Annotated in this window: 19 protein-coding genes and 1 tRNA gene; 8 read left to right on the forward strand and 12 right to left on the reverse strand. The window is 63.0% G+C overall.

The window, feature by feature from the left end; all coding sequences use genetic code 11:
- Positions 1-117: 117 nt before the first annotated feature.
- Both ACEN9F_RS14015 and ACEN9F_RS14020 read left to right on the forward strand, forming a co-directional pair.
- On the forward strand, positions 118-3,213 hold the full coding sequence (locus ACEN9F_RS14015) for a diguanylate cyclase (protein ID WP_413420634.1): 3,096 nt from the start codon (positions 118-120) through the stop codon (positions 3,211-3,213).
- A gap of 7 nt (positions 3,214-3,220) precedes the next feature.
- Complete coding sequence (locus ACEN9F_RS14020) at positions 3,221-3,388, forward strand: oxidoreductase-like domain-containing protein (protein ID WP_413420635.1); 168 nt, start codon at positions 3,221-3,223, stop codon at positions 3,386-3,388.
- 82 nt (positions 3,389-3,470) lie between these two features.
- Here ACEN9F_RS14020 and ACEN9F_RS14025 read toward each other — a convergent pair whose 3' ends face one another.
- Both ACEN9F_RS14025 and ACEN9F_RS14030 read right to left on the reverse strand, forming a co-directional pair.
- On the reverse strand, positions 3,471-5,153 hold the full coding sequence (locus ACEN9F_RS14025) for a methyl-accepting chemotaxis protein (RefSeq protein WP_413420636.1): 1,683 nt from the start codon (positions 5,151-5,153) through the stop codon (positions 3,471-3,473).
- Between the two features lie 113 nt (positions 5,154-5,266).
- Complete coding sequence (locus ACEN9F_RS14030; RefSeq protein ID WP_413420637.1) at positions 5,267-7,510, reverse strand: TonB-dependent receptor; 2,244 nt, start codon at positions 7,508-7,510, stop codon at positions 5,267-5,269.
- A gap of 188 nt (positions 7,511-7,698) precedes the next feature.
- On the opposite strand from ACEN9F_RS14030, the gene ACEN9F_RS14035 reads away from it, so the two are divergent.
- Positions 7,699-9,003, forward strand: a complete 1,305-nt coding sequence (locus tag ACEN9F_RS14035; protein WP_413420638.1) for an NRAMP family divalent metal transporter — start codon at positions 7,699-7,701, stop codon at positions 9,001-9,003.
- A gap of 35 nt (positions 9,004-9,038) precedes the next feature.
- Entirely contained in the window at positions 9,039-9,374 is a 336-nt protein-coding gene (locus ACEN9F_RS14040; RefSeq protein WP_413420639.1) for a hypothetical protein, read from the forward strand.
- Here the strand turns inward: ACEN9F_RS14040 and ACEN9F_RS14045 are convergent.
- From ACEN9F_RS14045 to ACEN9F_RS14055, 3 genes are all read right to left on the reverse strand, one after another.
- Positions 9,367-11,355 (reverse strand): putative bifunctional diguanylate cyclase/phosphodiesterase, encoded by a 1,989-nt coding sequence (locus tag ACEN9F_RS14045; RefSeq protein ID WP_413420640.1) that lies wholly within the window; start codon positions 11,353-11,355, stop codon positions 9,367-9,369. The genes ACEN9F_RS14040 and ACEN9F_RS14045 overlap by 8 nt on opposite strands.
- 130 nt (positions 11,356-11,485) lie before the next feature.
- Entirely contained in the window at positions 11,486-11,716 is a 231-nt protein-coding gene (locus tag ACEN9F_RS14050) for a hypothetical protein (RefSeq protein ID WP_413420641.1), read from the reverse strand.
- Positions 11,717-11,989: 273 nt separating this feature from the next.
- Complete coding sequence (locus tag ACEN9F_RS14055; RefSeq protein ID WP_413420642.1) at positions 11,990-12,595, reverse strand: LysE/ArgO family amino acid transporter; 606 nt, start codon at positions 12,593-12,595, stop codon at positions 11,990-11,992.
- 87 nt (positions 12,596-12,682) lie between these two features.
- Between ACEN9F_RS14055 and ACEN9F_RS14060 the strand changes: the two genes are divergently transcribed.
- Positions 12,683-13,579, forward strand: a complete 897-nt coding sequence (locus tag ACEN9F_RS14060) for a LysR family transcriptional regulator ArgP (protein ID WP_413420643.1) — start codon at positions 12,683-12,685, stop codon at positions 13,577-13,579.
- Here ACEN9F_RS14060 and ACEN9F_RS14065 read toward each other — a convergent pair.
- Together ACEN9F_RS14065 and ACEN9F_RS14070 are read right to left on the reverse strand one after the other, a co-directional pair.
- The gene (locus tag ACEN9F_RS14065) at positions 13,548-14,237 is read right to left on the reverse strand and encodes a lysoplasmalogenase (RefSeq protein ID WP_413420644.1); all 690 of its coding nucleotides are present in this window, start codon (positions 14,235-14,237) and stop codon (positions 13,548-13,550) included. The genes ACEN9F_RS14060 and ACEN9F_RS14065 overlap by 32 nt on opposite strands.
- Before the next feature lie 65 nt (positions 14,238-14,302).
- Entirely contained in the window at positions 14,303-14,668 is a 366-nt protein-coding gene (locus ACEN9F_RS14070; protein ID WP_413420645.1) for a DUF5710 domain-containing protein, read from the reverse strand.
- A gap of 113 nt (positions 14,669-14,781) precedes the next feature.
- On the opposite strand from ACEN9F_RS14070, the gene ACEN9F_RS14075 reads away from it, so the two are divergent.
- Positions 14,782-15,669 carry a GNAT family N-acetyltransferase gene (locus tag ACEN9F_RS14075; RefSeq protein WP_413420646.1) on the forward strand — a complete coding sequence of 296 codons (888 nt, stop codon included), beginning with the start codon at positions 14,782-14,784 and terminating at the stop codon, positions 15,667-15,669.
- Positions 15,670-15,795: 126 nt separating this feature from the next.
- Positions 15,796-16,422 carry a hypothetical protein gene (locus ACEN9F_RS14080; protein ID WP_413420647.1) on the forward strand — a complete coding sequence of 209 codons (627 nt, stop codon included), beginning with the start codon at positions 15,796-15,798 and terminating at the stop codon, positions 16,420-16,422.
- On the opposite strand, the gene ACEN9F_RS14085 is transcribed toward ACEN9F_RS14080, so the two are convergent.
- The gene (locus ACEN9F_RS14085) at positions 16,423-17,529 is read right to left on the reverse strand and encodes a Gfo/Idh/MocA family protein (RefSeq protein ID WP_413420648.1); all 1,107 of its coding nucleotides are present in this window, start codon (positions 17,527-17,529) and stop codon (positions 16,423-16,425) included.
- 499 nt (positions 17,530-18,028) lie between these two features.
- Between ACEN9F_RS14085 and ACEN9F_RS14090 the strand changes: the two genes are divergently transcribed.
- Positions 18,029-18,508 carry a DUF3016 domain-containing protein gene (locus ACEN9F_RS14090; protein WP_413420649.1) on the forward strand — a complete coding sequence of 160 codons (480 nt, stop codon included), beginning with the start codon at positions 18,029-18,031 and terminating at the stop codon, positions 18,506-18,508.
- A gap of 72 nt (positions 18,509-18,580) precedes the next feature.
- Here ACEN9F_RS14090 and ACEN9F_RS14095 read toward each other — a convergent pair.
- The 4 genes from ACEN9F_RS14095 to ACEN9F_RS14110 all read right to left on the reverse strand — a co-directional run bounded on the left by ACEN9F_RS14095 (position 18,581) and on the right by ACEN9F_RS14110 (position 23,834).
- Positions 18,581-18,659, reverse strand: a tRNA-Ile gene (locus tag ACEN9F_RS14095).
- A gap of 102 nt (positions 18,660-18,761) precedes the next feature.
- The gene (gene rpoD, locus ACEN9F_RS14100) at positions 18,762-20,954 is read right to left on the reverse strand and encodes an RNA polymerase sigma factor RpoD (protein WP_413420650.1); all 2,193 of its coding nucleotides are present in this window, start codon (positions 20,952-20,954) and stop codon (positions 18,762-18,764) included.
- A 538-nt stretch (positions 20,955-21,492) separates the two neighbouring features.
- Positions 21,493-23,289 carry a DNA primase gene (gene dnaG, locus ACEN9F_RS14105; RefSeq protein ID WP_413420651.1) on the reverse strand — a complete coding sequence of 599 codons (1,797 nt, stop codon included), beginning with the start codon at positions 23,287-23,289 and terminating at the stop codon, positions 21,493-21,495.
- Between the two features lie 92 nt (positions 23,290-23,381).
- Complete coding sequence (locus ACEN9F_RS14110) at positions 23,382-23,834, reverse strand: GatB/YqeY domain-containing protein (RefSeq protein WP_413420652.1); 453 nt, start codon at positions 23,832-23,834, stop codon at positions 23,382-23,384.
- Between the last annotated feature and the right edge of the window lie 3 nt (positions 23,835-23,837).

Genomic DNA, 23,837 nt, shown 5'->3' on the forward strand with positions numbered 1-23,837 from the left:
AACGAAACCATTGCATCAATGGCATGTATAATAGCCATTCTGTCCAGAATCTATGTGAATCGCGGGCCAACGCCGCCCAGAGTCGCGCAACCCAGCTACGCCATCGGATACCCCCACATGCTCGTGCTTTCGCCGGTAGTTCGCCGTTTTCTCTTCCTATTCCCCCTGCTGGCCCTGCTGCTGGCCCTGCTGGACGCCGGCGCCGCGCCGGCCCCCTCGCTGCGCTTCAAGAAGCTCGGGCCGCTGGGCGGCGACGAGCCGTCGATGCTGTCGCTGATGCAGGACCGCAAGGGCTTCGTCTGGGTCGGCACCCACACCAACGGCCTGTACCGCTACAACGGCTACCAGGCCGTCAAGTACATCAACAACCCCGGCGACGTGCACAGCCTGCCGCACGACCGCGTCTCGGCCATCTACGAGGACAAGCAGGGCCGCATCTGGGCCGGGACCCAGAACGGGCTGGCGCGCTTCAACCCGGAGAGCAATAACTTCACCGTGTTCGCGCCGGCCGGCAAGGCGCCGAAGAACCACCGCATCGTCAAGAACATCATTTCCGACGGCAAGAACGGCATGTGGGTCGGCAGCTGGGGCGGCCTGCAGCACTTCGATCCCAACACCGGCAAGTTCACCGTCTACGCGCACGACGAGGCCGATCCCGGCAGCCTGGCCAGCAACGACCTGAACGCCCTCGCGCTCGACGCCAGGGGCGGCGTCTGGATCGGCACCTGGCCCGGCGGCCTCGACTACCTGGCGCCCGGCGCCACCGTGTTCAAGCACCACCAGGTCGATCCGGCGCCCAAGCCGGACGCGCGCGTCAACATCGTCCGCGCGCTGCAGTTCGACCAGGGCGGCGCGCTGTGGATAGGCACCGAGTCGGGCGTGATCCGCTGGGACGGCAAGGGCGACTGGGACACGCGCAAGGCGATCGCCTCGCCGTACAGCCGCATCACCAACTTCAACGTCGACAACAAGGGCGTGCTGTGGTGCACGACGCTGTCGGCCGGCCTGCTGCGCTGGAACGAGGCCAACGCCGAGTTCGACCAGTTCGTGCACGCGGCCGACGATCCGTACAGCCTGCCCGGCGACAACCTGCGCGCCGTGATGCAGGACCGCGGCGGCATGCTGTGGATCGCCTCCTTCACCGACGGCATCAGCCTGGCCAACCTGTCGAGCGAGGGCTTCACGCGCCACGTGCCGTTCCGCATCGACAGCCGCTCGGCGCCGGCCAGCAACGCCTTGCTGAGCCTGGCCCGCGCGCCCAACGGCCGCATCTGGCTGGGCGGCAACGTCGGCATGAGCTTGTACGCCCCGGCCACCAGCACCGTCATCAAGAGCTACCGCGCGGACGACAAGACGCCGGGCAAGCTGTCGCACTCGATCGTCTACAGCATGTACCAGGACGACGACGGCAAGGGCCCGCTGTGGCTGGGCACGTCGAACGGCCTGAACCGCCTCGACACGCCGGACTCGCCGTTCCAGGCCATCCACTTCGGCAACACCGCCAGCGACTACATCAACTCCATCGCGCCCGGCGCCGGCGGCATGCTGTGGCTGGCCACCGGCAACAGCCTGATCCGCTACGAGATCAAGACCGACGCCCGCAAGATCTACTACAACGATCCGCAAGACCCGAACAGCCGCAGCGTCAACGGCACCTCGGCGGTGCTGGAAGACCGCCAGGGCCGCGTGTGGGCCGGCTCGGAATGGAACGGCGGCGGCCTCGACATGCTCGACCCCGTCACCGGCAAGTTCCGCCACTTCCGCTACTCCAGCACCAATCCCGCCAGCCTGAGCGACGACAACATCGCCAGCCTGCACGAGGACGCGCAGGGCCGCATCTGGGTCGGCACCAGCAAGGGCTTGAACCTGGTGGTGTTCAAGCCGGACGGCGCGGTCAGCTTCAAGTCGTATGCGGCCTTCATGCGCGCGCACAAGATCCTGTCGATCCAGCACGACAACGACGGCAAGATCTGGAGCAGCACGATCGCCGGCCTGTACCGGCTCGATCCGGCCACCGGCAAGGTCAGCCACTTCACCTCGTCGGACGGCCTGACCGAAGGCTTCACCGTCAACTCGTCGTCGGCCTCGGCCGACGGCGTGCTGTACTTCGGCGGCGTGCACGGCATGACGGCGGTGACGCCGTCGGCGGTGCGCAGCAGCTCGGTCGCGCCGCAGGTGGCGATCACCGACATCACCGTGTTCAACCACTCGCTGCAGGACGGCAAGCCGAGCGCCAACGTCAAGGCCGAGGGCCCGGTGACCGCGCCCACCGCGCTGACGCTGTCGTCGCAGGCCTCGGTGTTCTCGCTGGAATTCGCCGCGCTGCACTACACCGAGCCGTCCGAGAACCGCTATTCCTACCAGCTGCAGGGCTTCGACCGCGATTGGGTGGAGACCGACGCCGCGCACCGCAGCGCCAGCTACACCAACCTCAATCCGGGCCATTACGTGTTCCGGGTCAAGGCCGCCAACCACCTGGGCGTGTGGAACGAGGAACCGGCCACGCTGAAGATCACCATCACGCCGCCGTTCTGGCAGCGCTGGTGGTTCCGCACCGGCGCCGCCGCGCTGGTGGTGGGCTCGCTGCTGCTGGCGTACAAGATCCGCATCCAGCGGCTGACGCGCCACCAGGCCGAGCTGGAGCAGACGGTGGCCGCGCGCACGGCCGAGCTGGAGGAATCGAACCGCAAGCTGGCCGCGCTCAGCACCACCGACGGCCTGACCGGCGTCAGCAACCGGCGCGGCTTCGACCTGGCGCTGGAGGCCGAATGGCGCCGCGCCGCCCGCACCGGCCAGACGCTGGCGCTGTCGATGCTGGATGTGGACTACTTCAAGAAGTACAACGATTACTACGGCCACCTGGCCGGCGACGCCACGCTGCGCACGGTGGCCGAGCTGATCACCTCGCACGGCCGCCGCACCACCGATCTGGTGGCGCGCTACGGCGGCGAGGAATTCGCGCTGCTGGCGGCGGCCACCGATGCGACCGACGCCTTCGGCATCGCCGAGGAAATCTGCGCGGAACTGGCGCGCCGGCAGCTGCCGCACGCGGAATCGCCGTTCGGCATGCTGACCATCAGCATCGGCGTGGCGGTGATGGTGCCGACCGACGACACCTCGCCGGAGCTGCTGGTGCAGATGGCCGACCGCGCCCTGTACCGCGCCAAGGAAAAGGGCCGCAACATGGCGCTGCTGGCCATGCCGCCGATGTGAGTGCGCGATGAACGCGAGCAACGACGACGATCCGAAACCGGTGCCGCCGCAACCGCCCGAACCGGGCGACTGCTGCCACAGCGGCTGCACCTTCTGCGTCGAGGATATGTACCAGGATGAGCTGGAGCGCTACCAGGCCGCGCTGAAGGCGTGGCAACAACGCCACCCCGAATAGCCGTCGCTCCCGCGAAGGCGGGAGTCCATGGAACGCATGCCCGGTATGGGCTCCCGCTGTCGCGGGAGCGACGCGGCATGGCTTAGAAGGTTTCCCACTCGTCGCCGGCGGTCGTCGCCGGCTTCTTGAGCGCGGGACGCGCGGCGGCTGTCACCGCCCGCGCCGCCGGTTTCGGCGCGGCCCTGCGCGCCGGCGCCGCCATCGCCGGCGTTGCCGACGCCAGCAGCTTGAACACGCTGACCACCTCGCTCAACCTGGCGGCCTGCTCCTGCATCGATTCCGCCGCGGCCGCCGCCTCCTCGACCAGCGCCGCATTCTGCTGCGTCACCTGGTCCATCTGCACGATCGCGGTATTGACCTGCTCGATGCCGGCGCTCTGCTCCACGCTGGCCGAGGTGATCTCGCTCATGATGTCGGTCACCCGCGTGATGCTGGTGACGATCTCGTTCATGGTGCTGCCCGCCTGGTTGACCAGCGACGACCCGGCCTCCACCTTCTCCACCGAATCGTTGATCAGCGCCTTGATGTCCTTGGCCGCCGCCGCCGAGCGTTGCGCCAGGTTGCGCACCTCGGACGCCACCACCGCGAAGCCCCGGCCCTGCTCGCCCGCGCGCGCCGCTTCCACCGCCGCGTTCAGCGCCAGGATATTGGTCTGGAAGGCAATCCCGTCGATGACCGAAATGATGTCGACGATCTTGCGCGACGATTCGTTGATCGACGCCATCGTGCCGACCACCTGCCCCACCACGTCGCCGCCCTTGACCGCGATGCCGGACGCCGACTGCGCCAGCTGGTTGGCCTGGCGCGCATTGTCGGCGTTCTGCTTGACGGTGCTGGTCAACTCCTCCATCGACGACGCCGTCTCCTCCAGCGAACTGGCCTGCTCCTCGGTGCGCGACGACAAGTCCTGGTTGCCGCTGGCGATTTCCGACGAGGCGGTGGCGATGGTGTCGGTACCGTGGCGCACCTGGCTGACCAGGGTTTGCAGATTGCCCGTCATGTCCTTGAGCGCCTGCATCAGCTGCCCGGTTTCGCAGGCGGTCTTGACGTCGATCGAGCGCGTCAGGTCGCCGCCGGCGACGTCGCGCGCCAGCGATACCGCTTCCTGCAGCGGCGCCGAGACGATGCGGGCGATCCACATCGCCAGCGCCATGCCGATGCCGATGTTCAGCACCAGCAAAATGATGGAGGTCATGCGGGCGCTGTTGTAGGTGGCGGTGGCGGCGTCGCTGGCGGCGTCGCCGCCCTCGGTATTCAGGGTCACCAGCTTGCTGACGATGCCGTTGATCTCGCCCAGCGTCTTGGCCGAACTGCCGCTGGCCACGGCGCGCGCCTCGACTTTCTGGTTGGCGCGCGACAGCGCGATCATCCTGGCGTGATCGGCCATGAAGGCGGACCAGCTTTTATCGAATTCCGTCGCCAGCGCTTTTTCTTCCGGGCTGGAGATCATTTTTTCATAGGCGTCGCGGTGCGTCTTCATGGTGGCCAGCGATTCCTCCATGCGCTTTTCGTAGCCGGTCATGCCCTTTTCATCGTCGTTGAGCATATGCGCCAGCTCCCAGCGCCGCAGCTCGCCCACGTCGGTGCGCAGGTCCATGACGGCGCGCACGCTGGGCATCCAGTTTTCCGCGATGTCGGTCGAGGCCTGGTTGACCAGGCTCATCGAATAGATGCCGCTGACGCCCATGGCAAGCGTCAGCAACAGCACTGCACCAAAAGAAACAATCAGTTTTGTGGCTATTTTCAGATCATAAAACCATTTCATGGCCGTCTCCTCATAGCTTCTACCGGGCTAGCCAGTATGCAGCTATGTGGAGCGCCGTGCCAGCGCCACACTTACGATGTGTTATCCGTGCAACAGCGCTGGCACGCTGGCCGTTACAGCTTGCCGTTCAGCGTGATGAAGACCTGGCGCGGGGCGCCGGTCAGCAGCGTCTGGGCGGTGCCGTTGACGTCGCTGGCCTGGAAGCCGTTGGTGCCGATCGCGCTGATGTATTGCTTGTCGAACAGATTGGTCACGTTGACTTGCAGCGTCAGGTCCTTGACGAAGCCCAGCGACTTCATCTTGTAGCCGCCCGACAGGTTGGCCAGCCAGAACGACGGCACGCCGCCGTCGTTCAGGTAGGTGTAGTAGCGCTTGCCGGTGTACTTGCCGCCGGCGCGGGCGAACCAGGCGCCGCTGTCATACGACAGCTCGGTGTTGAACAGCGTGCGCGGCGCGTCGACCACGGTCTTGCCGCTGACCGCGACCAGCGTGGTGCCGTCCATGTAGTTCGACTTGTACTTGGAATCGTTGAAGGTGGCCGAGTTGAACCAGCTGATCTCGCGGTTGAACTTCCACACGGCGATCGCTTCCACGCCCTTGGTCGCCACCTTGCCGACGTTGACGAAGGTCGAGGCGCAACCGACGATGCCGGCGCAGGTCGCCACGCTTAGCTGGCGGTCGTCGAAGTCGGCGTTGTAGACGGCCAGCGAGCCCTGGATGTTGGCGCGCTTGAAGCGGTAGCCGAGGTCGATGTTGGTCGAGGTTTCCGGCTTCAGGCTGGCGACGCCGGCGTTGTAGGCGGCCTGGGTCTGCGAGAACGGACCGGTCACGCCCGGCTGGTGGGCGCGCATGTTTTTCGAGGCCGAACCGAACACTTCGTCGTCGGCGGTGATGGCGTAGTTGAAGCCGGCCTGCGGCAGGAATTTCTTCTCGGCCGTCAGCTCGCCGGCGGCGCGGGTGCCGACCAGGTTGGTGGCCTTGATGTCGACGTCCATCGACTTGAAGCCGGCGTTGATCTTCAGCTTGCCGTCCATCAGGCTCAGCGTGTCCTGCAGGTAGTACTGCGAGGTGGTGGTGATGAAGTTCTGCTTCCAGTCGGTGGCGAACGGATTGGACAGGAAGTACATGGTGTCGGCCGGGCCGGTCACCGCGTAGTAGTTGCGGCTGGCGGTGTGGTTGCTGCGCTCGCCCCACAGGCCGGCGTTGATGGTGTGGCTGCCCAGTTCCCAGGTCAGGTCGCTGGTGATGCCGTCGCGGCCGATGCTGTACTCGGTGGTGCGCAGCGAGATCGGGTTGGTGGCGTTGGTCGGCACGTAAGGCGTGTACCAGTGGCCCTGGCCTTCGTTGTCGTGGTGGTAGATGGTGGTCTTCAGGCCGAGGGTCGGGGTGAAGTTCAGGTCCAGCGTCAGGCCGCCGATGGTGTCCTTGCGCAGGCCGCCGGCCGAGTAGTAGGCATCGTCCAGGCTGGTGACGCCGCCGGTGAACACGCCCTTGGCGGCGTTGACCGCGCGCTGCCAGTCAGGCTGGTAGTTGTCCCAGTCGTAGCCCAGGCGGCGCACCATTTCCAGCGACATGTCCTGGTAGTCGACTTCGCGGCGGTCCGAGTAGTTGACGAAGCCGGTCAGGCTGTTTTCGCCGAAGTTGAACACGAAGCGCGAGTTCAGCTGATCCTGGTCCTGGCCGCCTTCGCCCTTGGTCTTGTCGGTGCGCTGGCGGGTGCCGCTGATGTAGGCCTTGACCACGCCGTTGATCAGGCCGGTATCGACGCGGGCGAAGGTGCGCGAGGTCGAGTCGCTGCCGAAGGTTTGCGCGAAGGTCAGGCCGCGCTCGTCGGTCGGCGCCAGCGTGAAGAATTGCACGGTGCCGCCCAGGTTGCTGGTCGAGGCGGTGCCTAGCGCGCCGGCGCCTTGCGACACCGACACGCTGCCGATGTTTTCCGACGAGATCGCGCGGCTGATGTGCAGGCCGTTGTTGTTACCGTAGGTCATGTCGCCGAGCGGGATGCCGTCCAGCGTGAAGCCCAGCTGGTTCTGGTTGAAGCCGCGGATGCTGAAGCGGGTCGACCACTCGTAGGCGCCGAACGGGTCGGCGGACTGGAAGTTCACGCCCGGCAGTTTTTCCAGCACTTTCAGCGGGCTGGTGCCCGGCAGCGCTTCGGCCAGATCGGCCTTGTTGATGTTCTGTACCTGGCGCGACTGGCCACGGCCGGTGATTTCCACCGTCTGGATCGGGCCGACGGCGGCGCCCGCCACGGCGCTGTCGTCAGCGGCGGCATCGGCGGAGGCGGCGTAGGCGTGGACGGCCAGTGCTTGCAGGACGACCAGGCACAAAGGTTTCAGAGGGAAGCGCTGTTGCATGATTGTTCTTCTTTCTTGCTGGTTAGTGGATTAACAACTGGCAAGATTGTAGGAAGAGCATGTGACGCCGGGATGACGCAACCATGACATCTTGATGACAGAGCAACAGCTATTCATCCAGTCTCAGTACGTCATCGCACGGACCGGCACGTCTACGCGCCCTAGCATGAGGAAAACAAGGAGACTTCATGGACGGCATGCACACCGGCACGGGGGAAACGGCAGCCACGCCGCCGGCCGCGAAAAACGGCTGGCTCGGCAAGCTCGGCCCCGGCCTGATCACCGGCGCCGCCGACGACGACCCCAGCGGCATCGCCACCTATTCGCAGGCCGGCGCGCAATTCGGCTATGGCATGGTGTGGACCATGCTGCTGACCTATCCGCTGATGGTCGGCATCCAGGCCATCAGCGCCCGCATCGGCCGCGTCAGCGGACACGGCCTCGCCACCAACATCCGCCGCCACTTCCCGGCCTGGCTGCTGTACGCCGTGGTCGGCGCGCTGCTGGTGGCCAACACCATCAACATCGCCGCCGACATCGCCGCCATGGGCCAGGCCGTGCGCCTGCTGGCCGGCGGCCCGGCGCACTGGTATGCCGCCGGCGCCGGCGTGCTGTCGCTGGCGCTGCAGGTGGCGCTGCCCTATCGCCGCTACGTGCGCGTGCTCAAATGGCTGACCCTGGCGCTGCTGGCCTATGTCGGCACCGCGCTGACGCTCAAGCTGCCGTGGCTGACGCTGCTGCACGACGCCCTGCTGCCGAAGCTGTCCTGGCAACCGGTCTATATCACCACCGTGGTGGCGATCTTCGGCACCACCATCAGTCCCTATCTGTTCTTCTGGCAGGCCTCGCAGGAAGTGGAGGACTTGCGCGCCGATCCGCAGGCGCAACCGCTCAAGCGCGCGCAGCCGCAGGCCGAGGAGCAACTGCACCGCATCAAGGTCGACACCGTGGTCGGCATGGGCTTTTCCAACCTGGTGGCGCTGTGCATCATGCTGACCACGGCGGCCACGCTGGGCGCGCATGGCGTGACGCAGATTGAATCGTCGGCGCAGGCGGCTTCCGCGCTGCGGCCCATCGCCGGCGACTTCGCCTTCGCGCTGTTCAGCATGGGCATCATCGGCACCGGCCTGCTGGCGGTACCGGTGCTGGCCGGCTCGGCCGCCTACGCCATCGCCGGCGCCATGCGCTGGAAGAACAGCCTGGAACTGCAATACTCGGGCGCCAGGAAGTTCTACGCCATCATCATCGGCGCCACGCTGATCGGCACCGCGCTGTGCTTTACCGATATCGATCCGATCCGGGCGCTGTACTGGAGCGCGGTGGTCAACGGCGTGATCTCGGTGCCGGTGATGGTGCTGGTCATGCTGCTGGCGACGCGCAAGGCCGTCATGGGCGCGCTGGTCATCTCGCGCCGGCTGGCCGTGCTGGGCTGGCTGTGCACCGGCGTGATGGCGGCGGCGGTGTTGGCGATGTTCGCCACGATGGGAAAATAATCGGGTAAGCTGGTATTTTTTTTCAGGATGCCACCATGCCGCGATTGCTTGCGCTGTTTTTCGCCGCGCTGATTGCCCTGCCCGCGCTGGCCTTCGACCGGCCGTTTCCGCCCGGCGCGCTGCGCGGCAAGATGACGCCGGGCTACTACCCGGACCTGACCATCGACGGCAAGGCGCGCAAGCTGGCGCCGTCCGCGCGCATCTTCAACCAGGACAATATGATCGAGATGCCGGCCGCCCTGCGCGGCAGCAATATCGTGGTCAACTACACGGTCGATGGCGTGGGCGATATCGACCGCATCTGGATACTCACCACGGACGAGGCGGCGCTGAAGGTGCCGACCGCGGCCGAGGCGGCCGCCGCTAAATAGCGAAGTCCGCCTGCATCGGCTGCTGCGGCGGCAGGCTGTCGGCGAAGCGCAGCATGTCGTCCGGCGGAATCGGCCGGGCGATGTGATAGCCCTGCAGGTAATGGCAGCCCATCTTTTCCAGGATCGCCGCCTGGCCCGCCGTTTCCACGCCTTCGGCCACCAGTTGCAAACCGAGGCTGTGGCCCATGGCGATGATCGCGTGCACCAGATTGTTGCTGCGCTCGCTATGCTCGATGTCCATGACGAAGGCGCGGTCTATCTTCAGCGTATTCAGGTGGAACTGGGTCAGGTAGCTCAGCGACGAATAGCCGGTGCCGAAATCGTCCAGTGAAATACTGACGCCAAGCATGCGCAGCTGTTCCAGCACGCTGTGCACCGCGCCGCCGTCGTCGATCAGCACCCGTTCCGTCAGCTCCAGCTCCAGCTGGCGCGGGCGCAGGCCGTTGCGGCTCAGCGCCTGCGTTACCAGCGCCACGAAAGCCGGGTCGGCCAGCTGCCGGGCCGAGACATTGATGCTGATGGTCACCTCGCCCAGCGCGCCGCCGCGCCATAGCGCAACCTGGCGGCAAGCCTGGTCCAGCACCCAGGTGCCCAGCGCGACGATCATGCCGCTGTCTTCCGCCACGGCGATGAAGCGGTCGGGTGGCACCGCGCCCAGCAACGAACTATGCCAGCGCAGCAACGCTTCGACCTTGGTCAGCTTGCCGGTGTGGGCGTCGGTGATGGCCTGGTAAACCAGATGGAACTCGCCCGCCTCGATGGCGCCGCGCAACGCGCCGTCGATCACCAGCGCATCCTTGGCGGCGGCGTTCATGGCGTCGTTGAAGAAGCGCAACTCGCCGCGGCCGGCCTTCTTGGCCTCGTACATGGCGATATCGGCGTTGCGTATCAGCGTCTCGCTATCGATTCCGTGCATCGGATAGCAGGCGACGCCTATGCTGGCCGAGACGCTGATCGCATGGTAGGACAGCTCGAAACCGTTGGCCATGGCGGCGATGATCTGCTCGGCGCAGTCGCCCGCCATCCGCGCGCCGGTCCCGGGCGCCAGGTCGGGGATGACGACGATGAACTCGTCGCCGCCGAAGCGCGCCAGGATATCGGCCGGCAACAGCAGGCTGTGCAGCCGATGGGCGGCATCGCGCAGCAGCTCGTCGCCGGCGGCGTGGCCGAAGGAATCGTTGACGCGCTTGAATTTGTCCAGGTCGATGAACAGCACCGCGCACTCGCGGCCGGCGGCTGCGGCGTGGGCCACCTCCTGCGCCAGCCGCGACGACAGGGCATGGCGGTTGAAATAGCCGGTGATGGGATCGATGCGCGCCGCCTGATACAGCAAATCGTCCTTCTTTTTGCGCTCGCTGATGTCCAGCAGTTGGACCAGGCAGTACAACCTGCCGCGCTCGATGTAGGGCGAACCCAGCAGCTCGACCGGCAGGCGGGTACCGTTATGCAAGTTGAAGGTCGCGGTTTCGCTGATCGGGTATTGCACGCCATCGGTCTCGAAGCGGCGGAAGTATTCGTCGGCCATGTCGCGGGTCAGGCCGGGCAGCAGCTCGCTGACGTGGCGGCCGATCAGGTCGCCTGGACCGTTGTAGCCAAGCAATTTCGCACAGCGCTCGTTGGCGACATGCACATAGCCGCGCCGGTCGCGTATCAGGAAGCCATGGCTGAGGCTATCGATGGTGGTGACATAACGCTGCTGGATTTCATCCTGGACCGCATAGATCAGCCCCAGCATGGACAGGGTTTTCAGGATGGTGGTGCCGGCAAACCAGATCGGATATAAATCCGGCCCCAAGGTAAATGCGCTGAGCATATTAAATCCGCCGCGCAGCATCAATGTCAAGCCCAGCCAGCGATAACGGTTTTGTACGCCCACCAGCCGCGTGCCGGACCACCACATGACCATACCGAGAGCGGCGGCGCTGCCGGGAACCACCCAGGTTTCATTCCAGTGCCATATTAAAGCGAAAATTCCGCTCATGAATATGACGACTGTCGCCATCCAACGCAGGTGATAACGGCGTAAAGCGCCAACGAAGAATTGCGTCCCAGCCCAATAACCTGCCATACCTAAACATAATAATATGGCGCATAAAGTCAGGCGCAGCACATCAGATAAATAAGCGCCACCTAAAAACCATAATATGCTGCCTGTCATAATGGCCAATTGGCCCAAACCCCAGAATAGCGCATGCTTTTCTTTTGGCTGCATCAGCCAAAGAAAAATAAGCAATGCGCTCAAAATGGCGTCCGCTGCAAATGCAGCCGCCATGACTGAGATATTGATGGGAAGGCCAGGGTCGATGCTCATTGATATTCACCGCCTTGCGGCGCTGCTTCATAGTGACTATCCGCATTGTATGCCGAACCGCAGCCACAGCGGCGAACCTGGTGGTTTTGCTGTTGCCTATTGGCACATCGGATAACTAATCGCCACTATTACTTTTTATCCAAAGATCGCCGTTTTACCCCCTTCTCCTCGTCGTTTCATGTCCGTTTCATGCCAAAAATTGGCATGTACTTGCCAATTTCCAGCGTGACTCCGAGGGGGGGCGCCAAAGCCGGGCCGATGTGCCGAATCCGGCGTGCACGACGCTTGGCACCGGACTCGGGGTTTAAGTAAATAAAGAGGCGGCCAGGGTCCACATGACCAAGGCGATTATTCCGTCTAATATCTGCCATGCACGCGGCTTGGCAAAAACCGGCGTCAGATAGCGCGCGCCCAAACCTAAAGTGCTAAACCAGATTACCGATGCCAGCATTGCGCCGAACATAAAATACCAGCGTCCATTGCCCGCCTGCTGGCCACCTATCGATCCCAATAAAACGACGGTATCCAAATAAACATGGGGATTCAATAAACTGAACGCCAGCATCGCCGCAATAACAGTACCGCGATTACCGGCAGTGGCTTCATCTCCAGTAATCATTGCCGAGGGATTCAGTGCGGAGCGCGCCGCCCGCAAACCGTACCAGAATAAAAAACCGGCGCCGGCCACCTTAATCCAGAGTAATAGCGTTGGCGCATCGACGATTAACTGGCCCATGCCCGCCACGCCGGCGGCGATCAATACCACGTCGCAAGCGATACAAATCGCAATACACGTCAGTACGAATTCGCGCTTCAGCGCCTGCCGTAATAAATAGGCGTTTTGCGATCCGATGGCAACGATCAGGCCGCCGCCCAAACCCATGCCTTTCAAAAAAGCGCTGACTTCCATGTTTTCCTCCCTGAACAAGGACGCCAGCTTAGCCTTCGCCGAAAGATAAGTATAATTAATATTATTTGCTAAATATTAGGAAAACTAATGAGCCGAGTCGACTACCGGGGACTGGCGGCGCTGGACGCCGTGATCGACTATGGCAGCTTCGACAAGGCCGCCGCCGCGCTGTCGATCACGCAATCGGCCGTCTCCCAGCGCATCCGTATGCTGGAAAACAGCGCCGGCGAGTTGCTGGTCGTGCGCAGCCAGCCGCCCTCGCCCACCGAGGCGGGCCAGAAACTGATCGCCCACTACCGCCAGGTGCGGCTGCTGGAGGCGGCCCTGCCGCGCAGTTCCGGCGACGAAGATAGTAAAGCGAGGCCCGAGATCGCCATCGCCATCAACGCCGACAGCGCCGCCACCTGGCTGCAGGAAGCCGTGACGCCGCTGATGAGCAGCGGCGACTGCATGCTGCAAATCCGCCTGGACGACCAGGATCACACGCTGACGATGTTGCGCGAAGGCCGCGTATTCGGCTGCGTGACCAGCGAAACGGCGCAAGTCGCGGGCACCACGGCGACGCCGCTGGGCGTGATGCGCTACCGGTGCGTGGCCAGCCCGGCGTTCGCGGCGCGCTGGTTCCCCGGCGGCGTGACGGCGGCGGCGGTGCAGCATGCTCCGGTACTGGAGTTCGACCGCAAGGATGCGCTGCAATCCCGCTTCATCGCCAAACACACCGGCTACACGGGCCGCTATCCGCACCATTCATTTGCCAGTTCGGATGGGTTTGTGCGTTTTGTCGAGGCCGGATTCGGCTATGGCATGCTGCCTATCCTGCAATGCGAGCGGCAACTGAAGGCCGGCACGCTGATCGACCTGACGCCGGGAGAATGGCTGGACATCCCGCTGGTATGGCATATGTGGGACATCCAGACGCCATTTACGCGCGCATTGTCGGACAACGTGATCGCTACTGCACGCAAATGGCTGCTTCATCCCTAGTTTCCACCGAACGGGCGATCAGGTACAGCGCCGCGTAGTAGGTGCCCAGCACCAGCAGCGCCGAGGCCGGAATCGGCGCGTGAAATTTGTTGTAGGCCAGCGTCGTGTCGGAAACCAGGAAAGCGATGCCGCCAAACGCCGCCAGCCGGCCTCTCGGCGTGCCGAGGCTGATCGCGCGCGACACCGCTTGCGCGCTCATGCACACCAGACACAGCATGTAAGCCAGCACCGGCAGCTGCAGTGCCTTGCCTATGCCCGGCCACAGCACCAGCAGATTGGCAAAACTCAACAACAGCAACAGGACCAGCGGCAGACGCCGACCAAACAGCGGCGCGTCGCGCGTGAAAGCGCGCAGGAAGAACAGGTGCGCGACCAGGAAGCTGGCCAGCCCCAGCTCAAACCCCAGTCCGATCACGGATTTGGGCAGCATCAGGAAGACGTCGCCGCACAGCGACAGCAACAGCGCCACCAGCACCGCGCGACGGTACAGTGGATGCAGCGGCGCGGTGGTACGCCACACGCTCCACCACACCAGCAGCGTGGTGGCCGGCTTGAAGATGTAGTGCAGCCACAAGGCATCGCCGCCGAGGCTGGAGCCGATGATGGTCAGGACGGCGGAGGCCAGGATGGCGGCGCCAGGCGGGGATACACGATTCATCGGGCGTCAGGCAGTTGGAAATGCTTGCGAGCATTGCACTTCCGGCCCGATTTGTAAATAAACTACTATGCCGCCCGCAATGTGGCGAGCATTTGTACAACGCTGTCATGCCCGGCCTGCCAGCCGGACGTGGCCAGCGCCGGCGCGCACACCGGGCAGGATTCGAAAGGATTGCAATCGTGCGGCAGTTCCAGGTACAGCTTGCCGACCACCGATTTGCCGATATAGGAATCGACCGAAGCCGGCTTGGCCTTGGGCGCCACGGCTGCCTTGGCCGGCACGAAATCGGTCCCTCCCGGCGCCAGCCAGCGCTCGAACGGCTCGGTCGGCTTGCCGTCCGGGACATACCAGGACTTGCGCTCGCCGTTCCAGCGTGCGCCCAGCGCCTTGGCCTCATCTTTTTCCGCAAACGGCACTTTTAGAAACATCATCTTCGATACTCCGCGACAGGAAGGCGCCCATTTTACTGCCTGTCGCGCCCACCCGGTTGACCGCATCGTCCGACAGGGATATAGTTGCCAAAAGCAATCAATAGAGAGATCGTATGGACAAGAGCATGCAGCAGCAAGCCGACGTTGTGCGGCAATTTAACCGTTTTTACACCGTGCACCTGGGCTTGCTGCGCGGGCGCTACCTGGACACCGACTATTCGCTCAGCGAAGGCCGCATCCTGTACGAACTGGCGCAAAATCCCGGCTGCACCGCCAACCAGCTGCGCAACAAGCTCGACCTCGACGCCGGCTACATGAGCCGCCTGCTGCGCTCGCTGACCGAACGCGGCCTGGTGCAAGGCGCGCGCTCCGAGCAAGACAAGCGCGCCACCCTGCTCAGCCTGACCGAGCTCGGCCAAACGACGGTGGCCGACATCAACCGGCAGGCGTCGGCGGAAACGGTGCGCATGCTGAACCAGCTGGGCGAAGGGCAACGCACCGAGCTGCTGGAAGCGATGCGCAAGGTGCAGGACATCCTGTCGCCGCCGTCGGTACGCGTGATCCGCGCCACCGCCGCGCACCTGAAGGACGCGCGTCATTTGCTCCATGAATACTTCGACATCATCGGCGTCGTGCTGCGCGATGACGACGCCGCCATCCGCGCCTTCCTCAACGATCCCAGTTCGGCCATGTGGATCGCCTATGTGGATGGCGCGCCGGCCGCCTGCGTGGCGATGCGCCGGCTGCCGGAAGTGGCCGGCGCGGCGGAATGCAAGCGCCTGTACGTGGTCGACCAATACCGCCGGCGCGGCCTGGCCGAAGCGCTGATGCAGGCGCTGGAAACGCACGCCGCCAAGGCCGGCCATGACGCCGTCTACCTCGACACCAAGGACGACCTGATCGGCGCCATCAAGCTGTACGGCCGGCTCGGCTACGAACGCTGCGAGCGCTACAACGACAACCCGCAGGCCACCCTCTTCATGCGCAAGCGTTTGCGTTGAGATAGTCCGTGTGGTCCGACATGGCGCTGACGGCCTGGATCACCGCCGCGCGCCAAACATAAACGGCGGCGCAACACGCGCACATCATGAGAAAATAGCGTGCCATCACCTTGCGACAGAAATTTTATGATTGAACCCCTCACCCTGACGGTGGCAGAGCTGGCCGCGCGTTGGAACAAGACCTCCCGCCAAGTGCTGGAGCACGGCCTGCCGATGTACTTCTACTTCGACGGCCTGGTATTCGACTTCAGCGACAAATGGCATCGCGCCAATGGCGACGTGCAGGAAGTCCAGGATCTGGAAGCGCACAAGGCGCGCCTGTCCACACTGGAGATCGACCTCGAACGACAAAGCCTGTACAAGCGCGGCCTGTTGAAGCTGACCCAATGGGAAGAAGCGCTCAGCGACGATGAGCTGCACAACTACCGCGCGGAAGCCGACCGGCTGGGCAAGCAGATCGCGCATCTGACGGCGATGCTGAAAGAGCGCAGCGACGAGCGCCAGCACTGCGTGCGCAACGGCCTGCTGCGCGCTGCGCCACGCACGGTGCACGAGATCGCGCAGAACGGCCAGACCAAATTCCCGCACTTCGCCTACATGCCGCACAGCCCCGGCAACGACGGCAAAGGCCCGATTCCCGACGGCGCCGTCGTCGCGTTGGAAGACGGCTTCCCGTTGAAGGAATGGCTGGCCGAAGCCGACATCGTGGTGTCGATGCTGGACGTCAAAGTCGCCGAGGCGGCGGCGCAGTAACTAGCGCAGCACGATACGCTTCTGCTCTCGCGCCGATTTATAAATCGCCTCGATGAGGCGCATGTCGCGTAAGCCTTCTTCGCCGGAGACGATAGGCTCGCGGTTCTGGATCACCGATTGCGCCATGTGATCGAGCTGGCCTGCCCACTGCGTCGCACCCGGCCCCGGCGGCGGCGTGACCTCATTGCTGCGGCCATTGCCGACCCACAACCGGTTGCCGTTATACCCAGTGCCAGGCTCCAGCTCGACACGCCCCTTGTCGCCCATCAGCAGAATGTGATTCTGGTTGGCGCTGTACATCGACATGCACGACGCGATCACGCCGGACGGGAACTCCAGCTGGAACTCGATCATGTCCTCCACCTCGCGGAAGCGCGGATCGGAGCGGTCGGTGGTTTCATGCGCGTACACGGAAATCGGCTCCTCGCCCGTCATGTAACGCGCCGCCTGCAGCGCATAAATGCCGATATCCATCATCGAACCGCCGCCCGACATCGCCTTCTTCAGGCGCCATGAATTCGGATTGCCTTGCGTGAAGCCGTGCTCGGAACGGAAATAGCGCAGCTTGCCGATCTCGCCTGCCCGCGCGATGCGCCGCGCCTCCAGGTTGTGCGGCTCGAAATGGCAGCGATAGCCGATCATCAGCTTCTTGCCCGCCTGCTTGCAGGCCGCGATCATCGACTCGCACTCAGCCGACGACAGCGCCATCGGCTTCTCGCACAGCACATGCTTGCCGGCCTTGGCCGCGCGAATCGTATATTCCGCATGCATGGAAACAGGCAGGCAGACGTAGACGATATCGATGTCCGGATTGTCCTTGATGCTGTCGTAATTCTTGTAATCGTAGATGCCGCTGTCGGGCACGCCGTACTCGGCCGCCACCCGCTTGGCCTTGGCCGGATCGCCGCTGACCAGCGCGACCAGCTTGCTGTGCTGGCAATTCTTAAATTGCGGGATGATGATCCCGAGTCCGTATCCGCCCAGGCCGACAACCGCATAGCCCAGCTTGCGCTCAGGGGTAGCTGCCCAGACAGGTGCGCCCACCGCAGACGCGGCAAGCGCGCCGCCAGCGGCAAGAACAAGACCACGCCGATTCAAATCGATCATTCCAATGTCTCCTTGTATTTGTCATCAAGATTGCCAAGCAATTTTAATATGAATACAACGCATTGGTTGAACGGTTGAACTAATTAATTTAATCGTTATGAAAAAAGCATGCCATCACAAGCCAGTAGCACTGCAGGAGAGCTCCGTGCATTCATTTGACAAGCTTGAAGCGAAAACTAAACTAGGACGACTTAGTCCCCTCCCTTCTCCGTTATGCAAATCACCAATATCCACGAAGCAAAGACCCATCTTTCTCGCCTGGTAGAACTTGCGGTGAAAGGCGAACCCTTCATCATTGCCAAGGTGGAAAACCATTGGTGAAGGTTATGGCATTGCATCGAAGACTTGTAGCACAAGCGCTTGTTGACGACCTCACGTTGCTAACAGCCGATCCATTGGTCGCCCAATACCCCGGGCCTATAAAGGCCATCTGAAACAAAACCCCCAGAGGAATCGGCGTATATTAATGACTCGCATACGTAAGAAGGAGTTGTCATTCATGAGTCACTTCATTCGAGGAGTCGGGATAACCTTAGTGTGCCTGATGACCTCCGCCAGTGCATCGGCCGCTGCCACAGTCAGCTTCGTCAATCCCGAAAAGATGACCGATGTGCCGCACTTCGCCTCAGACCTCAAATCGATGGAGATGGTGTTTCGCGAGCACCTTGACGAGCTGGCGGCCAAGCTCCCCGCAGGCCAGGAATTGAAAGTCGAGTTTCTCGATATCGATCTCGCCGGCGATGTCTTCCCGCGCGTGGCGGTGCGGGACATCCGCGTGATGAAGGGCCGGGCGGATTGGCCCAGGGTGCACCTGCGCTACACCATCGAACAGGACGGCAAAGTGCTGCGCAGCGGCGACCGCGAGCTGGCCGATCCAAATTACCTGATGGGTTCAAACCGCTACAACAACGAGATGTACGGACACGAGAAACAACTACTCGACGACTGGTTCCGCAAAGATGTACTGGCGGCGCGCTGATGGCATCTGAACGCTTCTGCTGATGCAAAGAAAAAGCCCTTACGATCACTCGTAAGGGCTTGATTCTGAGTCTGGTGGGCCTCCCGTGAGTCGAACACGGCACCAACGGATTATGAGTCCGCTGCTCTAACCAAGCATGAGCTAGAGGCCCAGAGTGTTGCAGATGCGCTGGGGCCTGGCTAGACCCTCTGACACGCGCTCGCTTTTAAACGAACTCGCGAGCATAAGGGTTAGCGCAGGCGCTAGTCAAGTCTTAGTTGCCTTCCAAGAAGCTTTTCAGCTTGTCGGAACGGCTAGGGTGACGCAGCTTGCGCAGGGCCTTGGCTTCGATCTGACGAATCCGCTCGCGGGTGACGTCGAACTGCTTGCCGACCTCCTCCAGCGTGTGGTCGGTCGACATTTCGATACCGAAACGCATGCGCAGCACCTTGGCTTCGCGTGGCGTCAGCGAGTCGAGCACGTCCTTGACCACGCCGCGCATCGAGGCGTGCAGCGCGGCGTCCGACGGCGCCAGCGTGTTGTTGTCCTCGATGAAGTCGCCCAGGTGCGAGTCGTCGTCGTCGCCGATCGGCGTCTCCATCGATATCGGTTCCTTGGCGATCTTCATGATCTTGCGGATCTTGTCCTCGGGCATCTCCATCTTGATGGCCAGCGTGGCCGGATCCGGCTCGGCGCCGGTTTCCTGCAGAATCTGGCGGGAAATCCGGTTCATCTTGTTGATGGTTTCGATCATGTGCACCGGAATACGGATGGTGCGCGCCTGGTCGGCGATCGAGCGGGTGATGGCCTGGCGGATCCACCACGTCGCATAGGTCGAGAACTTGTAGCCGCGGCGGTATTCGAACTTGTCGACCGCCTTCATCAGGCCGATGTTGCCTTCCTGGATCAGGTCGAGGAATTGCAGGCCGCGGTTGGTATATTTCTTGGCGATCGAGATCACCAGGCGCAAGTTGGCCTCGGTCATTTCGCGCTTGGCCTTGCGCGCCTTCATTTCACCGGCCGCCATCTGGCGGTTGATGTTGCGCAGGTCCGGCAGCGGCAGCACGACGCGCGCTTGCAAGTCGATCAAACGCTGCTGCAGTTCCTTGATGGTCGGGATGTTGCGGCCCAGGATGGCGCTGTAGGCGTGGCCGGCGTTGACTTCGCCATCCACCCAGTCCAGGTTGGTTTCATTACCCGGGAACACTTTGATGAAGTGGGCGCGCGGCATGCCGCACTTGTTGACCGCGACGTCGAGGATCTGCTTCTCGATGTGGCGCACTTCGTCGACCTGGCCGCGCAGCGTGTCGCACAGCTTCTCGACCACCTTGGCGGTGAAGCGGATGCCCAGCAGTTCGTACGAGATCGCTTCCTGCGCCTTGATGTAGGCCTTGGAGTTGTAGCCCTCTTTCTCGAAGGCGCGGCGCATCTTGTCGAATTGCAGGGAGATGGTGTCGAATTTTTCCAGCGCGGCGTTTTTCAACGCTTCCAGCTGTTCGGCCGAGAAGCCGGCGGCGCCGGAGGCGCTCGCTTCTTCCTCTTCCTCGGCTTCCTCTTCTTCCTCGTCTTCCTCTTCCTCGTCCTCTTCGGCCGGCGCGGCCGCGACCGGCGCGGCGACTTCCTCGTTTTCATCGACCAGGCCGTCGACGATTTCGTCGATCTTGATCTCGTCGGCGCGGATGCGGTCGGAGGCGGCGATGATCTCGGCGATCGTCACCGGGCAGGCGGAGATGGCCTGGATCATGTCCTTCAGGCCGTCTTCGATGCGCTTGGCGATCTCGATTTCGCCTTCGCGCGTCAGCAGCTCGACCGAGCCCATTTCGCGCATGTACATGCGGACCGGGTCGGTGGTGCGGCCGAAGTCGGAGTCGACGGTCGACAGCGCCGCTTCGGCGGCCGCCTCGGCTTCGTCGTCGCTGGTGACGGTGGCCACGTTGTCCGACAGCAGCAGCGTCTCGGCGTCCGGCGCGTGCTCGTAGACGGCGATGCCCATGTCGTTGAAGGTGCCGATAATGCCCTCGATCGCTTCCGGATCGACGATATTTTCAGGCAAGTGGTCATTGATCTCGGCGTACGTGAGGAAACCGCGTTCCTTGCCGAACTTGATCAGGGTCTTGAGTTTCTGGCGGCGGCGTTCGAGTTCTTCCTCGGTGGCTTCCGTGTCCGACGAGAAAGCATCCTTCAGCAGCGCTTTTTCCTTGGCCTTGCGGTCCTTGGCCTTGGCCTTGTCGACCGCCTTCAGCTCGGCGCGCTCGACCGCATTCAGCGCGGCGACTTCGTCGTTTTCCGGCTGGAATTCTTTCGGCTTGCGTCCGCGGCGGCCCGGTACTTTGACCGATGGCAGCACATAGCCCGAGGTATCGATCGCGGCCAGCGTGGCCGCGTCCGTGGTCTGGCTGACCACAGGCGGGTTGCTGGCGACACGCGTTTCCGGCTTGTCCGCTGTTTTGGCGGATTGAGCGGTCACTTTGCTCGGCTTTGCAGCCGCTTTGGATTCAGGTTTCTTGATTGGCACAGGCGCTTTCGATTACACAACGACTTGCTTATTTAGGATAAAGTTCTTGCGATCCTTGTGGGATCCTACGTCTTCGAACATGCCGACTACACAAGTTCGACAATACTACGACTTACTTACACCTGGTCAGGCCGACCGACCCCGACAGAACATCCCCCTCGTTGGCGGAAATTCTACTGCATCAGACACGTGCGTGGGGGCAAGAAACCATGACTAGGTTAGAAAGCAAACAGAACGTCTGCTAACAGCGACCGTAACGGTACGCTGACTAAACCAAAGCTGGCCCTGGCCGCCGACACCCGTCCATCCGCGTCGATCAAGAGCCTAACTCACTGAAAACAAACACACTCTGAACAGAAAAACGATGCCAAAACATACAACACTTAGCGTTTTATTATAGCACGTCACTTTTCAATTTCCAGAGGGCAGAACCCCACTTCCGCCGCCGGAAGAATGTCAGAAACATTACGTCACAAAACGCCCCGCGATCTTACCTACCTGCCAACTCCGCCTGGGCCTCCCGCAACAACTGATCCTGCTGCGCCGTCAACTCACGGTAGCGCACGCCGATCTCGTCGGAAGACAGGCCGGCCGCGAACAACTGGCTCAGCTCCTGCTTCAACGCGTCATTCTTGACCTGGCGGATGAAGCCGCGCAATTCCAGCCGCACCGCATCGATATCCGATTCCACATCCTTGACGATGTCCGAGATGATGCCGTCGTACTCGTCCCCCTGCGACTTCAGGTGCTGGGCGAAGGCGGCGAAACCGCCATTCGGCCCCAGCGCCTGGGCCGTCGCCACCAGCTGCGCCAGCCGCTCGCCCGGTTCGGCGCCGAAAAACTGGAACGCCGCCAGCGCCGCCGCATCGATGTCCAGCGCCAGCGGCGGATGAGCCACCACCAGCCGCACTATCTGCAACTCCAGCCCCACCGGCACCGGGCGGCCCGTCTTGGGCGGCGCCTTGCGCACGGTGGCGACCGGCTTGGCCAGCTCGAACAGCACCTCGATCTCGGACGGCGTGCTCTGCGTCAGCTGCGCCAGGCCGCGCACGATCTGCAGGCGCAGCGCGGTCGGCGTCATGGCCTGCAGCATCGGCTTGGCGTCGAACTGGGCGCGGGCCCGGCCTTCCGGACTCTGCAAATCATGCTCGCCGACCGCTTCCTTGACCAGGAACTGCGACAGCGGCATGGCCTCGTGGATTTCCTGCTCGAACGCCTCGTTGCCGTAGGTGCGGACGTAGCTGTCCGGGTCGTGCTCGGTCGGCAGGAACAGGAACTTGATGGTCTTGTTGTCCGTCACGTGCGGCAGGCAAGCCTCCAGCGCGCGCCGCGCGGCGCGGCGGCCGGCCTTGTCGCCGTCAAAACTGAAAATCACCGTGTCGGTCTGACGCAACAGTTTCTGTACGTGGTTGGTGGTGCAGGCGGTGCCCAGGGTCGCCACGGCTTGCGGGAACCCCATCTGCGCCAGCGCCACCACATCCATATAACCTTCCGTCACCAGCACATACCCCGCATCGCGGATCGCCTGGCGCGCTTCAAACAAGCCATACAGCTCGAATCCCTTAGAAAATAAAGGCGTTTCCGGGGAATTCAAGTACTTAGGTTCGCCGTGATCGAGCACCCGGCCGCCAAAGGCGATGACCTGGCCCTTGGTGTTTTTGATCGGAAACATGATGCGCTCGCGGAAGCGGTCATAGCGCTTGCGGTTGCCGCCATCCTCGTCCACCTTGTCGATCACCAGGCCGGCCTCGGCCAGCGCCACCGCCTCGTAGTCGGGGAAGATGCTCTTCAGGCCGTCCCAGCCGGCCGGCGCGTAGCCGAGGCCGAAGCGGGCCGCGATTTCGCCGGTCAGCCCGCGGTTCTTCAGGTAGGCGATGGCGTCGGTGGCGCCGCGCAGCTGGCCGCGGTAAAAGTCGCACGCCTTGGTCATCGCCTCGCTCAGCGCCATGCTTTGCGCCTGCATCTGGGCGCGCTGGGCCGGCGGGATTTTGTCGTCCTGCTCGGGCACCACCATGCCGACGTTTTGCGCCAGGTCCTTGACGGCGTCGACAAAGCCCATGCCGGAGTACTCGATCAGGAAACCGATCGAGGTTCCATGCGCGCCGCAGCCGAAGCAGTGATAAAACTGCTTGGTCGGGCTGACCGTGAAGCTGGGCGATTTTTCATTGTGAAACGGGCACAAACCCATGAAGTTCGCGCCGCCTTTTTTCAGCTGCACGTAGCGTCCGACAACGTCGACGATATCGACGCGGTTCAGCAGATCGGCGATAAAAGATTGTGGGATCACTTGGCTGGGCGGTCTTGTTATTGATCAGACTATACCGCCTTCCAGACCCGGTTTTGACACGGATCAAGGAAGGCAGAGGAACATCGCGGCGGTCAGGCCGGCGACAGCGCTTTCTTGACCAGCGCGGACACCACCGTCATGTCGGCGCGGCCAGTCAGCTTGGGCTTGACGATGGCCATGACCTTGCCCATGTCCTGCGGACCGGCGGCGCCGGAGGCAGCCACGGCGGCGGCCACTTCGGCCGCCACTTCCTCGTCGGACAGGCCGGCGGGCATGTAGGCGGCCAGCACCGCCAGTTCGGCTTTTTCGATGTCGGCCAGGTCGGCGCGGCCGCCGGCTTCGAACTGGGTGATCGAATCCTTGCGCTGCTTGATCATTTTTTCCACGATGGCCACCACGGTCTGGTCGTCGGTGATCTCGATGCGCTCGTCCACTTCCTTGCGCTTGATCTCGGCGATGATCAGGCGGATGGTGTTCAGCTTGCCGGTTTCCTTGGCGCGCATCGCGGCTTTCATGTCTTCGGTGATTTGTTCTCTCAAGCCCATAGG

This window comes from Duganella sp. CT11-25 (assembly GCF_047302815.1).
Classification (GTDB): Bacteria; Pseudomonadota; Gammaproteobacteria; order Burkholderiales; family Burkholderiaceae_D; genus Rugamonas.